15 protein-coding genes and 3 tRNA genes are annotated in these 13727 nt (G+C 68.7%); 7 read left to right on the top strand and 11 right to left on the bottom strand.

Features of this window, described 5'->3' with window-relative positions:
* Positions 1-3: 3 nt before the first annotated feature.
* The 9 genes from FB560_RS19545 to hpt form a co-directional block, all read right to left on the bottom strand.
* On the bottom strand, positions 4-1983 hold the full coding sequence (locus FB560_RS19545; RefSeq protein WP_141874369.1) for a PH domain-containing protein: 1980 nt from the start codon (positions 1981-1983) through the stop codon (positions 4-6).
* Positions 1980-2561: a PH domain-containing protein gene (locus FB560_RS19540; protein ID WP_141874368.1), complete on the bottom strand. Its 582-nt coding sequence runs from the start codon at positions 2559-2561 to the stop codon at positions 1980-1982. The genes FB560_RS19545 and FB560_RS19540 overlap by 4 nt, the downstream gene beginning before the upstream one ends.
* Positions 2512-2994, bottom strand: a complete 483-nt coding sequence (locus tag FB560_RS19535; RefSeq protein WP_141874367.1) for a DUF3180 domain-containing protein — start codon at positions 2992-2994, stop codon at positions 2512-2514. The genes FB560_RS19540 and FB560_RS19535 overlap by 50 nt, the downstream gene beginning before the upstream one ends.
* Positions 2991-3530 (bottom strand): 2-amino-4-hydroxy-6-hydroxymethyldihydropteridine diphosphokinase, encoded by a 540-nt coding sequence (gene folK / locus FB560_RS19530; protein WP_141874366.1) that lies wholly within the window; start codon positions 3528-3530, stop codon positions 2991-2993. The genes FB560_RS19535 and folK overlap by 4 nt, the downstream gene beginning before the upstream one ends.
* Positions 3527-3922: a dihydroneopterin aldolase gene (folB, locus tag FB560_RS19525; protein WP_141874365.1), complete on the bottom strand. Its 396-nt coding sequence runs from the start codon at positions 3920-3922 to the stop codon at positions 3527-3529. The genes folK and folB overlap by 4 nt, the downstream gene beginning before the upstream one ends.
* A 66-nt stretch (positions 3923-3988) precedes the next feature.
* Entirely contained in the window at positions 3989-4810 is an 822-nt protein-coding gene (gene folP, locus FB560_RS19520; RefSeq protein WP_141874364.1) for a dihydropteroate synthase, read from the bottom strand.
* Positions 4807-5424, bottom strand: coding sequence for a GTP cyclohydrolase I (gene folE / locus FB560_RS19515; protein WP_141874363.1), 618 nt, complete (start codon positions 5422-5424; stop codon positions 4807-4809). The genes folP and folE overlap by 4 nt, the downstream gene beginning before the upstream one ends.
* Before the next feature lie 2 nt (positions 5425-5426).
* Positions 5427-7427, bottom strand: coding sequence for an ATP-dependent zinc metalloprotease FtsH (gene ftsH, locus FB560_RS19510; protein ID WP_141874362.1), 2001 nt, complete (start codon positions 7425-7427; stop codon positions 5427-5429).
* A 106-nt stretch (positions 7428-7533) separates the two neighbouring features.
* Entirely contained in the window at positions 7534-8085 is a 552-nt protein-coding gene (gene hpt / locus FB560_RS19505; protein WP_141874361.1) for a hypoxanthine phosphoribosyltransferase, read from the bottom strand.
* Positions 8086-8223: 138 nt separating this feature from the next.
* Between hpt and FB560_RS19500 the strand changes: the two genes are divergently transcribed.
* Positions 8224-8823 carry a DUF937 domain-containing protein gene (locus FB560_RS19500; RefSeq protein WP_141874360.1) on the top strand — a complete coding sequence of 200 codons (600 nt, stop codon included), beginning with the start codon at positions 8224-8226 and terminating at the stop codon, positions 8821-8823.
* Between the two features lie 109 nt (positions 8824-8932).
* On the opposite strand, the gene tilS is transcribed toward FB560_RS19500, so the two are convergent.
* A complete protein-coding gene (tilS, locus tag FB560_RS19495) occupies positions 8933-9931 on the bottom strand; it encodes a tRNA lysidine(34) synthetase TilS (RefSeq protein WP_141874359.1) in 999 nt (332 codons plus the stop codon).
* 76 nt (positions 9932-10007) lie between these two features.
* On the opposite strand from tilS, the gene FB560_RS19490 reads away from it, so the two are divergent.
* Positions 10008-10673, top strand: a complete 666-nt coding sequence (locus tag FB560_RS19490; RefSeq protein WP_229673017.1) for a TMEM175 family protein — start codon at positions 10008-10010, stop codon at positions 10671-10673.
* Between the two features lie 83 nt (positions 10674-10756).
* Positions 10757-11248, top strand: coding sequence for an inorganic diphosphatase (locus FB560_RS19485; RefSeq protein WP_141874358.1), 492 nt, complete (start codon positions 10757-10759; stop codon positions 11246-11248).
* A gap of 87 nt (positions 11249-11335) precedes the next feature.
* Here FB560_RS19485 and FB560_RS19480 read toward each other — a convergent pair whose 3' ends face one another.
* Complete coding sequence (locus FB560_RS19480; RefSeq protein WP_229673016.1) at positions 11336-12709, bottom strand: M23 family metallopeptidase; 1374 nt, start codon at positions 12707-12709, stop codon at positions 11336-11338.
* A gap of 209 nt (positions 12710-12918) precedes the next feature.
* Between FB560_RS19480 and FB560_RS19475 the strand changes: the two genes are divergently transcribed.
* The 4 genes from FB560_RS19475 (at position 12919) to FB560_RS19460 (ending at position 13665) form a co-directional block, all read left to right on the top strand.
* A tRNA-Glu gene (locus FB560_RS19475) sits at positions 12919-12991 on the top strand.
* A gap of 28 nt (positions 12992-13019) precedes the next feature.
* Positions 13020-13093, top strand: a tRNA-Asp gene (locus FB560_RS19470).
* A gap of 69 nt (positions 13094-13162) precedes the next feature.
* Positions 13163-13235: transfer RNA gene (locus tag FB560_RS19465), tRNA-Phe, on the top strand.
* A 124-nt stretch (positions 13236-13359) separates the two neighbouring features.
* Complete coding sequence (locus FB560_RS19460; protein ID WP_141874357.1) at positions 13360-13665, top strand: NIPSNAP family protein; 306 nt, start codon at positions 13360-13362, stop codon at positions 13663-13665.
* Positions 13666-13727 lie beyond the last annotated feature (62 nt).

The raw sequence follows: 13727 nt of genomic DNA, 5'->3' as shown, positions 1-13727 counted from the left end.
CGCTCAGTCCCTCGTCGGAGGCACGACCGGCGGCACAGGCGGCGCGGCCGGCGGAGCAGGCGGCGCCACCGGCGGAGTGGGCGGCGCCACCGGCGGCACGGGCGGCGCGACAGGCGGAGCAGGAGGCTGCACCGGCGGAGCAGGAGGCTGCACCGGCGGAGCAGGAGCCGCGACGGGAGGCAGGGGCGGCGCAGGCGGAGCCGGGGTTCCGACGTACGGCGCTGCGGGCGGCGCCGGCGGCAGACTCTGCCCGCTCAGCACCGGAGGAGCCGGAGGGGCGACCGGCACCACGCCATCCGCGACGGCACTCGCATGCTCGCTCCAGCGATGCGTGGTGTCACGCGCGGCCGCGGCAGCGGCAGCGCGGCTCACGTCATCCAGCAGCGAGAGCGCGTCGTCCCGCTCGAGGCCCGAGAGCAGTCCGGTGATGGGCCCGGGTGCCGTGTGCACCTGCGCGCCGGAGACGCGCTGCGCGCGATCGATCGGGCCCTGCGAGAGCGAGACGCCCTGCAGACGCGCGAGCGGGAACACCGCGAGCTTGCGCCACACGACACCGCGGCGCAGCAGCAGACCGAAGTCCGTGACCGCGAAGCCGTGGCGCTTCCACGACACCGGGCGACGCCACCACGCGCGCTTCGGGATGGTGCGATACGGATCTCCCTCGATCGGGCCGAGCACGCCGTGCTCCCAGATGAGAGGGATGTCGCTCGCGGGCACGTCGGGGAGGATCAAACCCAGCACCCGCTCGACATCGGGACGCTTGCCGACGGGGAGCACCACATTGAACTGCTGGGCGCTGCCCGACTGTTGCTGCGACGCGCTCTTGCCGCTCATCCGGTTGATCTTGATCGTCCACCAGCCGAACGGCCGCCACAGCAGCGACTGCGAGACCTCGACGGCGAAGATGCGCCCCGGCGGAAGCGTCTCGGTGACCGTCGTCAGCAGGCCGTAGGTGATCCGCACGCCGTCCGGCGTCGGCGCGATCGAGTACCTCAACGACTTCGAGATCTGCGCCCAGGTGATACCCACGACGGCGATCACGAACGGGATGCCCATGCCGAGCACCAGCCCCAGTCCGATGAATCCGCTCGCAGCCTCTCCGTCGATCAGGGCGCCGATGGAGATTCCGCCGATCGCGACGGCGAAGATGACCCCGAAGAACACGATCCAGAGCACACCCGAGATCAGCTGCGAGCCGACCAGGCGACCGGTGGGGATCTTGACGACGCTCTCCGGAGCGACATCCGCGAGGTCGACCCCCGTGATCATCCCGGTGACGCCGTCGTTCATCGATCCGACCAGCTGGGCACGTGCGGTCGCGGGGGCACCGGGCGCGGCCGGAACGCCGCCTGCGGCATCCACCGCGTTCTGCCGAGCGGCGCGGGCGCCCGAGGCGAGGCGGAGGATGTCCGCGCGCACGGACTCCGCCCGTCCTGTCGCCAGGTACTCGAGCTCGACGTTCGCGTCGTTGCCGGCGCCCACGACCTCGAGCTTGGCGAGTCCGATGATGCGGGCGGGGAACGGGCGGGTCAGGTTGACACCCTGCACGCGGTCGAGCGGGGCGCGTCGGTGAGACCGGAAGATGATGCCCTTGCGCACCTCGACATGGTCGCCGGTGATCCGGAACTGTTGGAAGCGCCAGATGAACCAGAAGACCAGGATCAGGACGACGAGCAGCCCGAGCACGCTGAGGAGCGCGATCAGGATCAGATTGTTGTCGAGGACCCAGTCGACGGGGTCGCCGCCGGTGTAGTCGCCGTAGTGCGCATCGGGCTCGAAGATGTCGACGACCCACGCGATGACGCGGTCGCGCATGTTCGCGATCACGATACCGGCGACGATGATCAGCACCAGACCACCCTTGAAGAGCGGGGTGAGCGGGTGCATCCGGTGCCACTCGCCGTCGGCGAGCGTCAGGGAATCGGCGGCGGGGGCTCCGGCTGCGGCGGACGGAGCAGGCGGCGCCGGGAACTGCTCGCTCACAGGCCGGTCCGACGGGTCTCGGCCACTTCGATCAGGGTGTCGCGCAGCGCTTCGGACGCGCGCTGGGTGAGGCCGGGGATCTGCACGCCCGTGGTCGCTGCCGCCGTCACCATCTTGAGCTGCGTGATGCCGAAGGCGCGGTCGAGCGGCCCCTGGGTGATGTCGACGAGCTGCATGCGGCCGTACGGCACGGCGATCATCCGCTGCCACAGGATGCCCTTGCGGAAGACGATGTCGTCGGCGCGGAGCATGTACCCGATGGCCTTGGCCTGGCGGGGAAGGATGATGAGAGTGATGAGGGTGATCAGGATCACGACCCCGGCGGGGATCCAGACCCAGTCCTGCGAGAGCACGACGTTGAGCACCACCGCGGCGATCACGACGATCAACAGGAAGATGGCGTTCTGCACGATCTGCGACACGACGTAGCGCGGCGAGATCTGGTGCCAGGTGCCGTCGAGCTCCAGCCGGGCCTCGTTGCGAGCCGTGCGCAGCTGCGTGTACGTCCCCTGATCGAGGGCGGCGAGGTCAGTGCCCTCTGCCGGGTTCAGGGGAGAGTTCTCTGGGTTCTGAGTCATCAGGATCCTTCGGCAGGGTGCAGAACTGTTCGGCGACGAGCGCGGCGATCACGAGCACGATCGCGCTCCCGATCAGGGCCAGCATGGCCACAGTCGACCCTACCGGGGGATCGATGGGGCGGGACAGCAGGAACACCAGGAGTCCGGCACCGAAACCTGCCATCAGTGCGCCGACCAGGCTGGACGCCCGAGCGAGCGTCGCCGCGCGCAGCGCTCGGAACGGATCGATGCGGATGCCGGAGCGCACGCTGCGCCGCACCGGCCAGGAGACCCCCAGCGCCGCGGCCGCGATCAGCAGCAGGAGCACCGGCAGCAGGAGAGAAGGGGTGAACGTCGCCCGGCCGCCCGCGGTGAGCAGCTGATCGAGCAGATAGCCGCCCCCGGCCGCGAACAGTGCGAGCACGACGAGAAGGCCCGCCGATGTGCGTTTCATCCGTCGCCTCGGGCCCGCAGCTCCTCGGCGAGGTCCGCCACCCGCCCGCGCCCCCGCAACCGGGCGTCGGGGTCGAGATCCAGCCAGGGCTCCAGCACGAAGAGTCGCTCGGCCGCGCGAGGATGCGGGAGCTGGACCCGGGGATCGTCGGAGACCACGTCGCCGTAGGTGATCAGGTCGAGGTCGAGCGTCCGGTCGCCCCACCGCTGATGGCGCTCCCGACCGTTCTCGTCTTCGATGGCGTGCAGCATCCCCAGCAGGATCTCGGGCGCGAGACGCGTGGTGACGAGGGCGACCGCGTTCACGTAGCCGGGCGCATCCGGGTCGGGTCCGTCGAGGCGCATGGCGACGGTCTCGAAGAGCGCCGACAGGCGCACGTCGGTGACCAGCGGAAGTCGGGCGATGCGCTCGGCCGCTCCTCGGATGGTCGCCTCCCGGTCGCCGAGGTTGGCGCCGAGGGCGACGACGGCGACCGTCTCGGGGCGGCCCTCGCGGGAGGGCGGGATGTTCGGCGGGATGGTCAGGTTGCGGCTCATGCGGTGATGTCCTCCAGGCCGGCGGGCTTGCGCCCTCGGTGCACGGAGACCGCGACATCGGCGAAGGTGAGGGGGATGGGGGCGTGCGGCTTGTGCACGGTGACCGTCACGAACTGCACCCTCTGGTCGTCCAGCGCGACATCGGCGATCCGCGAGGCGAGCGTCTCGATCAGGTTCACCGGCTCCCCGGCGACGACGGCTGCCACCTTCTCGGCCAGCTCTCCGTAGTGCACGGTGTCGCTCACGTCATCCGTCGCGGCGGCCTGCTCCAGCGACAACGACAGCTGCAGGTCGATCGTGAACTCCTGCCCGTTCTCGCGCTCGTGGTCGTAGACACCGTGTCGGCCGAACACGGTGAGGCCGGTCAGTGCGATCTGGTCGAGGGAGTCCATGCCCCTAGCGTACGGCGGACCCCCGACCGCCGCTCCCGTTCACGACCCGGGACGAGCCCGATCGCCTCAGCGACCGTCCCAGGCGTGCGTGATCGCGAGGGCGTCGCGAGTGGCGGCGACATCGTGCACCCGCACGGCCCAGACGCCGGCGCGAGCAGCCAGCGCACTGGTGACCGCCGTCGCGAGGTCGCGTCGCGCCTCCGACACCGCGGCGTCAGCGGATGCATCGCCCGCCGACTGACGCAGGGTCTCCGCGAGGAAGCGCTTGCGCGAGGTGCCGATCAGCACGCGCGGTCCGAGCGCGACGATCTCGTCGAGCCCGCGCAGCACATCCCAGTTCTGCTCGCCCGCCTTCGCGAAGCCGATGCCCGGATCGACGATGAGCCGTGACGGCGCGATTCCGGACGCCGCGGCCTCGCCGATGCGCTCCTGCAGCTCCCCCGCGACCTCCCTGGCCGCGCGGCGGTACTCCGCCTGCGCGTACATGTCATCGGAGAAACCGCGCCAATGCCCGATCGCGTAGTCGGCGCCCGACTCGGCGACGGCGACGCGCATGTCGGGATCGGCGAGCCCGCCCGACACGTCGTTCACGATCCTCGCTCCCGCCCGCACTGCCGCGGCGGCGGTCGAAGCGTTGATCGTGTCGATGCTGACCGGCGCACCGGCCGCGACGAGCTGCTCGATCACGGGGAGCACGCGCTGCTGCTCGACGGCCGCGCCGACGCGTTCCGCACCGGGACGCGTCGACTCCCCGCCGATGTCGAGCACGGTGGCACCGTCGGCGCGCAGCTGCAGCCCCTGTGCGACCGCGCGACCGACGTCGAAGTACCGCCCGCCGTCGCTGAAGGAGTCCGGGGTGACGTTGACGATGCCCCAGATCCCGGTCATTCGGGCTGCCTCGCGTGCGCGGCAGCTGCCGTCGAGGCTCCGATCAGGGCGATGAGCTCGGCGCGCGCGATCGGATCGGTGTAATCGCCTCGGGCCGCGATGGTGAGGGTGGAAGCTTCGGGCTGGCGTCCGCCGCGCATCGTGACACATCCGTGGCTGGCATCCAGCACGACCAGGACCCCCCGGGTGTCGAGGTGCTCCGCGATGGTGTCGGCGATCTGCTCGCCGAGCCGCTCCTGCACCTGCGGCCGCGAGGCGAGGATCTCGACGACGCGGACGAGCGCCCCCAGGCCGACGACCTGTTCACCCGGAAGATAGGCGAGGTGCGCGCGGCCGGCGAACGGAAGCAGGTGGTGCTCGCACACCGAGCGGAACCGGATGTCACGCAGCAGCACCGCCCCGGAGGGCAGCGTGTCAGGAGCGGGACCCCGCGTCACGCTGATCGTGCGCGCGAGCGGCTCCGCGGCATCCTCTCCGACGCCGGAGAAGAACTCCGAGTAGAGCTCCGCCATGCGCGACGGCGTCTGCTTCAGCCCGGGACGATCGGGGTCTTCACCGATCGCCTCCAGCAGTTCGCGGGTGAGCCGTTCGACGCGACCTCTGTCGACGGCCACGGTCACGCCGTCGCTGGTCGCGCCTGACCGGCACCCGCCGATCCCGTCTGCGTGCGCGCGGCCGCAGCCGGCGCCTCGACGGAAGCAGCGAGAGAGACATCCTTCTTCGGCACCTCGATCGGAGGACGCTCCGAGACAGGACGCGCCTCGCTCGACAGCCACAGCGGACGCTCGGGGAGCTTCTTGATCTCGGTGAAGATCTCCGCGATCTGGTTGTGGTCGAGAGTCTCCTCCTCCAGCAGCGCCAGAGCGAGGCGGTCGAGGATGTCACGGTTCTCGCTGATCACCGTGTAGGCCTCGTTGTGAGCCTGCTCGATGAGCGCGCGCACCTCGGCATCGACGCGCTCGGCGACCTTCTCGGAGTATTCGCGGCCACGACCCATGTCGCGGGCGACGAACATGTCGCCGCCTTCGGTTCCGAGCTTGACCGGACCGACCTGCGTGGTCATGCCGTACTCGATCACCATCTTGCGAGCGATCGACGTCGCCTTCTCGATGTCGTTCGAGGCGCCGGTGGTGGGGTCGTGGAAGATGATCTCCTCCGCGACGCGGCCGCCCATGGCGTACGTCAGCTGGTCCTGCAGCTCGTTGCGGGTGATGGAGTACTTGTCGTCCAGCGGCAGCACCATCGTGTACCCGAGCGCCTTGCCGCGCGGCAGGATCGTGATCTTGGTCACGGGGTCGGTGTAGTTCATCGCCGCCGCCGCCAGAGCGTGTCCGCCCTCGTGGTACGCGGTGATGAGCTTCTCCTTGTCCTTCATCACGCGCGTGCGACGCTGCGGGCCCGCGATGACGCGGTCGATGGCCTCGTCCAGCGCACGGTTGTCGACCAGCTGCGCGTTCGAACGCGCGGTCAGCAGCGCGGCCTCGTTCAGCACGTTCGCCAGATCCGCACCCGTGAATCCGGGAGTCTTGCGGGCGACGACCTCGAGGTCGACGCTCTTCGCGAGCGGCTTGCCCTTGCTGTGCACCTCGAGGATGCGCTGGCGCCCCTTGAGGTCCGGGGCGTCGACGCCGATCTGACGGTCGAAACGTCCGGGGCGCAGCAGTGCGGGGTCGAGGATGTCGGGACGGTTCGTCGCCGCGATCACGATGACGTTCGCGTTCGGGTCGAAGCCGTCCATCTCGACGAGCATCTGGTTCAGGGTCTGCTCGCGCTCGTCGTTTCCGCCGCCCATGCCGGCTCCACGGTGACGACCGACGGCATCGATCTCGTCGATGAAGATGATCGCGGGTGCGTTCTCCTTGGCCACGTTGAACAGGTCGCGCACACGCGAGGCACCGACACCGACGAACATCTCGACGAAGTCCGATCCGGAGATCGAGTAGAACGGGGCCCCGGCCTCGCCGGCGACGGCGCGGGCCAGAAGGGTCTTACCGGTTCCGGGAGGGCCGTACAGCAGCACGCCCTTCGGGATGCGGGCGCCGATCGCCTGGAACTTCGCGGGATCCTGCAGGAACTCCTTGATCTCATGGAGCTCCTCGATGGCCTCGTCGGCGCCGGCCACGTCGGCGAAGGTGACGGTGGGCGTCTCCTTGTTGACGAGCTTCGCCTTCGACTTGCCGAACTGCATGACCTTGCCGCCGCCACCCTGCATCGACGACAGCAGCCACCAGAACAGCAGACCGAGCAGCACGAGCGGGAGGAGCAGGGAGATGAAGCCGTCGAACCAGGTGGCGCGCGGGACCGCGTCGTTGAAGCCGTCCTTGGGATCGGCGTCGTTGATCGCCGTGACGACCTCGTCGGCCCGGGCATCGACGTAGTAGAACTGCACGTTCTCGGAGCCTTCGAACGCCTTCGACAACGTCATGTCGACGCGCTGGTCGCCGTCGGTGGTGACGACCTCGGTGACCGTGGTGCCGGCGAGCAGTTTCAGACCCTCTTGCGTGGTGATCTGCTTGGGCGCACCGAGGTTCGAGATCAGCAGGAAGCCGCCGAACAGCAGCAGACCGATCAGCGCCACGTAGATCAGGGGGTTCCTGGTGATCTTCTTCACATCCATGATCGGATCAGCGTATCGCGCCCTTGTTTGCCGCTTGCTGTGATTCGCCCACGGCGTACCCGTCGGCGAGCTCAGGGACCCACCGGTCGCTGAGCATGTCGACGCGTCAGCTGTAGACGTGCGGTGCGAGCACCGCCACGTCGCGCAGGTTGCGGTAGCGCTCGTCGTAGTCGAGGCCGTACCCGACGACGAAGTCCGTGGGGATGTCGAAGCCGACGTACCGGCAGTCGATCACGACCTTCGCGGCCTCGGGCTTGCGCAGCAGGGCGAGCACCTCGATCGACTCGGCGCCCCGCGACTCGAAGTTCTCCAGCAGCCAGCTGAGCGTGAGGCCGGAATCGATGATGTCCTCGACGATCAGCACGTGCTTGCCGTTGAGGTCGGTGTCGAGGTCCTTGCGGATCTGCACCACGCCGCTCGACTTGGTGCTGGCACCGTAGCTCGACACGGCCATCCAGTCCATCGGCGCATGGAAGGGGAGCGCGCGAGCGAAGTCGGCCATCACCATGACCGCGCCCTTGAGCACGCCGACGAGGATCAGGTCCTTCCCGGCGTAGTCCGCGGCGACCTGCGTCGCCAGTTCATCGAGCTTGGCGAGGATCTCCTCCTCTGTGACGAGGATCTGTGCAAGGTCATCCTGGATCTCCGCGGCGCGCATGGATCGATTTTAGGCGACATGATCGGATGCTCCGTCCCCGGCTCGAGGGATCCCCCGTATCCGCTCCCCCACACCCGTGGCATCCGCACTACTGTGAGCGGTGAGACGGGCTCACGCCCACAGACGGAAGGATTCACCATGGCCCTTGACGACATCCTCACGCAGGTGCCGATCGACGACATCGCCGCGAAGCTCGGCGTCTCCCCCGACGTCGCCAAGGCCGCGGTCGAACAGGGCGGAGCCGTGCTGCTGGGCGGACTGGCCAAGAACGCAGAGACCGACGAGGGTTCCTCCGCGATCCAGGCGGCCCTGAAGAAGCACGAGGGGACCACGCGCGTCGCCACCGTCGACGACATCGATGAGGCCGATGGCGGCAAGATCGTCAGCCACATCCTCGGAGCGAACCAGAAGGAGGTCACCCAGCAGCTCACCGAGTCGAAGGCGACCGCCGGTATCGACTTCGGCAAGCTTCTCCCGATCCTCGCGCCCATCGTCATGGGCCTGATCGCGAACGCCAACAAGGGCAAGGCGGAGAAGGCGGATGCCGGAGCCGAGGGCTCGGGCGGGATCGGCGACCTCATCGGCGGTCTGCTGGGCGGAGGCGGCAACAGCGGCTCCAGCGGCGGCGGCATCGGCGACGTGCTCGGCGGGCTGCTCGGCGGAGGCGGCAACAGCAGCTCCGGCGGAGGCATCGACCTCGGCGGACTGCTCGGCGGCCTCCTGGGCGGCAAGAAGTAGGCACCACGCTCTGCGTCGCCACGACGGCGGCCATTCTGAACTTCTGCGGTCTCCTCGCACACGAGGGGCCGCAGAAGTCGTCTTCGGCCCCGTCACGCGCGGCCCGGGGTCAGCCGCGCGCGGCGAACACGACCTGTCCGCCTCGGCGCACGGCGGAGCATCCCGGCAGGTCGATCGGCCCCTGACCGGACCAGTCCGTCACGAGACGCGCCACCTCCAGGGTCTGCGCGCGGGTGAGACTCACGCCGAACTCGCTGTCGACCACGAGACGGATGATGCGGTTCCGCAGCGCTGCCGGGTTCGCGGCGAGCGCTGCCACGCTGACCGAGATGCCGGCTTCGGCGTGCTCGACGATGTCCTCGATCGTCTCGTGGATCATCTCGTCGAACGCCTCCGCGTCCTCCCGCAGCTGCTCGGCCGTGCGTGCGAGGGCCTCGGCGATACCGGGGCCGAGCTCGGCTTCCAGCACCGGCAGCACGGTCTCGCGCGCACGCACGCGGGCGAAACGCGTCTCGAGATTGTGGGGGTCGTCCCAGAACTCGAGAGCGGATGCCGCGCAGAACGCCCGGGTCGTCTCGCGACGCACCCCGAGCAGCGGGCGGATCCACCGGAGTCCGTCCTCGTCCTCGCGGATCGGCGCCATACCCTGCAGGCTGGTCGCGCCGGAGCCCCGGGCCAGGCCCAGGAGCACGGTCTCCGCCTGGTCGTCCAGGGTGTGGCCGAGCAGCACGGCCGCTGCTCCTTCCGCACGCGCGATGCCGGCGAGTGCGATGTATCGGGCGTCGCGCGCGGCGGCCTCGACCCCCGAACCGGATGACCGGTCGACCTCGACGCGGGTCTGCAACGCATCGTCGACGCCGACGCCCTCCGCCGCGACCGCCGCGGTGCTCGCGATGAGCGACGACCCTTCCTGCAGTCCGTGGTCGACGGTCAGACTCCGCACCTGGATGCCACGACTCCTCGCCTCGAAGACGGTGGCCGCGGTCAGCGCGAGCGAGTCCGCCCCTCCGGAGAGGCCCACGATGACGGTGGATCCTTCGGGGACCTCGGCGAGCGCGGTGCGCACGGCGAGGCGGATCTCGGCGATGACAGGTGAGAGCGACGGCACCCCTCCACGGTAGGACACGCGTCGGGTTCTGCGCGCGCCCATGGCCTGCGGATGCGGCGCGGTCTAGTCTGGCGCCGTGGCACATCACACGGGCACACGACCGTTCCGGAGCGAGCGTTTCAAGGCATTCGTCGACGCCGTCGTGGCGATCGCGATGACGCTGCTCATCCTGCCGCTCATGGAGTCGGTGTCCGACGCCGCGTCGGGCGACATCGGAACGGCCGAGTTCCTCTCCGAGCACTCCGGGCAGCTGCTGAGCTTCGGTCTGAGCTTCCTCCTCATCGCGACGTTCTGGATGGGGCACCATCGGCAGTATCGCGACGTCGAGTTCGTCACCGGTCCGCTGCTGTGGATCAACGTCGCGTGGATGGCGACCATCGTGTGGCTGCCGGTGCCCACGGCCATGATCGGCCAGATGGATTCGGATCCGCTGCAGGCTGTGGTCTACATCGGCACGCTCATCATGACCCAGGTCACGACGCTCGCCGGATGGCTGTACCTGTCACGTCATCCCGAGCTCACCACCGCAGCGGCCGATACGATCCGCGCCGGCGTGATCGGCGACGTCGCGGCGATCCTGCTGTTCTCGGCCGCGCTCACGATCGCTGTCGCGGCATCCCCGAACGGATACTCGGGGCTGTTCCTGCTGCTGCTGAGCGACCCGATGAGCCGCCTGCTGAATCGTCTCCTCCGGAAGCGCACGCCGGAACCGACCCCACCGGCCTCCCCGACCGGGACGTGAACGGTCATCGCCCGCAGGCGTGCAGCAGCCGCGACTAGGCTAGTCCGCGGCATCCAACCGAACTTTTCCTGAGGAGCACACGCATGGGCGCACACGACGCCGTCATCGAGATCCCGCGCGGCAGCCGCGTGAAGTACGAGGTCGACCACGAGACCGGGCGAGTGCACCTCGACCGCGTGCTCTACACGACCTTCGGATACCCGGCCGACTACGGCTACTTCGACAACACCCTGGGCGAAGACGGCGACCCGCTCGACGTGCTCGTGCTGCTCGACCACGCCATCTACCCGGGCGTCGTCGTCGAGGTCCGCCCCGTCGCGGTCCTGAAGATGAGCGACGAAGCCGGTGGAGACGACAAGCTCGTCGCCGTGCTCTCGAAGGACCCGCGCTGGGCGCACATCCAGGACATCGAGGACATCGCCGAGTTCACGAAGAAGGAGATCTCGCACTTCTTCGAGCACTACAAGGACCTCGAGCCCAACAAGTGGGTCAAGGTCGACGAGTGGGGGAACGCCGCCGAAGCGCAGCGCATCCTCGACGAGGCCATCGTCCGTTTCGGCGAGCAGGGCCACTGACCTGTCGGGTCGCTGACCCTGTCGAGACGAAGACCCCCGGTTCCGCAGAGCGGCCGGGGGTCTTCTCGTCTGCGGTGGCGCGGATGCTCAGGCGGAGACGCCGCGCTGGGCGAGGAACTGCACCGGGTTCACGGCGTTCCCGTTCACGTAGACCTCGAAGTGCAGGTGGCAGCCGAACGAGCGGCCGGTGTTCCCCGCGTAGGCGATGACCTGTCCCGACCGCACCCACTGGCCGGAGCGCACCAGGATGCCGCCGTTGCGGATGTGCGCGTAGCCGGTTCCGATGCCGCCGCCGTGCTGGATGCGGATGTAGTTCCCGTAGCCGCCGTTGCCGCCCGCGTAGTCGACCGTGCCGGACTGCGCGGCGTAGATGGCCGCGCCACAGCCGTTGGCGAAGTCGGTGCCGTAGTGGAAGCTCGACGAGCAGCCCTGCGAGCCGCACTGCACGGAACGCGGTCCATAGCCCGAGCTCTTGCCGCCGCCGTGTGGACGGCGCCAGCCGCCGCTGCCCTGGCTGCCTCCACCGCCGCCGCCTCCTCCGCCACCGCCGCCGTTACCGGCGGCAGCCGCAGCTGCCTCTGCCGCCTCGCGTTCCTTGCGCTTTTTCTCCTCGGCGATGACGCCCGCCTTGTAGCCGGCAACCGTCTTCGTCGTCGTGTCCTTGAGGGCTGCCAGCTGCGCCTGCATCGTGGCGAGGTTCGCGGACTGCTCGTCGAGCGCTGCCTGAGCGGCGTCAGCGGCGTTCTGTGCCGCGACCATCTTCTCCTCGGCGATCTTCTGCAGCCGGTCGCGCTCGTCGCGGGCGACGACGGCCTGGTCGCTGAGGGACTGCGCGGAGTTGCGTGCGGCGACCGCGTTGTCGTAGACCGAGCGGTTGTACTCGAAGAGCTTGTCCATCGTGCCGAGGCGCGCGAGCAGCTCGTCGGCGTTCTGGGCGGATCCGGTGAACAGCAGCTCCAGGGAGGTGTCGTCACCACCGTTGCGGTAGAGCTGTGCGGCGACCTGTCCCGCCTTGCGAGCGGAGTCGTCTGCGACCGCCGCCTGCTCGTCGGCCTTGGCCTGCTTGGCATCTGCCTCGGTGGCAGCGGCGAAGTACTTCTGCTGCGCGTCGTAGAACTCGTCGGAGGCGACCTTCGCGGCCGCCTGCGTGTCGGCGACCTTCTGAGTCAGAGACTGGATGAGCCCCTCGATGCGCGAGACCTCGGAGGCCTTGGCCGCCTCGTTGTTCTTCGCCTTCTGCACGTCGTCCCAGCTCGGGTACGACGCGGCATATGCGGCGGTGACGCCGGAGCCGACGCCGAACGCGCTGAGGGCGACGACTCCGAGCACGCCGAGCCCGAGGGCGCCACGACGTGACACTCCCTCGCTCTTCCAGAAGCTTCGACTTTCGGCCGGGGTCGGCGCGCAGCCACAATCGTCGGAGGCCGCCATCGCAGCATCCAACGCAGTCCTATCGTTCACGCGGCCCCTTCCGCCGGTTTCACACATGTCACACTAACAACAACTTTCACATCCGCAACAGGTGAGATCGAGTGTTCGCGCGCACGGGTGACATCGCCATCGTCCTCCTGAACACGCCCGGGCGGAAGGCGCCGCGCCCTCGATTCGCGATTTGCCTCAGACATCCCTTATGCTTGAGCGTCGGCAAGGAAGTCCCCCGGGACTGACTCGGCCCCATCGTTTAGCGGCCTAGGACGCCGCCCTTTCACGGCGGTAGCACGGGTTCGAATCCCGTTGGGGTCACTCGTCCGATACAATTGAAAACAAGTATGGCCCTGTAGCGCAGTTGGTTAGCGTGCCGCCCTGTCACGGCGGAGGTCGCGGGTTCAAGTCCCGTCAGGGTCGCTCCGCTCGACGGGCTCTTTCTTCGGAGAGAGCCCTTCGTCTAGGACGCGACAGGTTCGCCGGTCGCACGGCTCTGTAGCTCAGTTGGTAGAGCGCACGACTGAAAATCGTGAGGTCACGGGATCGACGCCCGTCGGAGCCACACGGATCATCATTACAGTGATCCCAGAAACCCTCGCCTAGCTTCTACATGGCGGGGGTTTTGCTTTGCCCGGGCGCGTGTCGACAGCCGAGACGGCCGGTTTGCATCTGCGAGGATCGTCCGCATGATCACCGTTCACCTGCGCTATGAGATCGACCCGGACAAGCTGGACGACTTCACCGAGTACGGCCGGGCATGGATCCGCCTCGTCGAGAAGCACGGCGGAACACACCACGGCTACTTCCTGCCGAGTGAAGGCGACAGTGACGAGGCGTTCGCGCTGTTCACGTTCCCCTCCCTCGCCGCCTACGAGGTCTATCGGACAGCCTCGCGCACGGACCCCGAATGCGTCGAGGCGTTCGAGTTCGCACGCAGGACGCAGTGCATCCGCCGCTACGAGCGCCGGTTCCTCAGCCCGGTCTTCGAATAGCACGGCTCCACCCTTCGGGCGATCGCCGCCGCTGCCGGCATTCAGCTAACTTGCACGCTGGT

It is taken from the genome of Microbacterium saperdae (assembly GCF_006716345.1).
In the GTDB taxonomy this organism is placed as follows: domain Bacteria; phylum Actinomycetota; class Actinomycetes; order Actinomycetales; family Microbacteriaceae; genus Microbacterium; species Microbacterium saperdae.
Note: the sequence above shows the minus strand (reverse complement) of the source record. Positions and strands in the feature narration are given on the sequence as shown.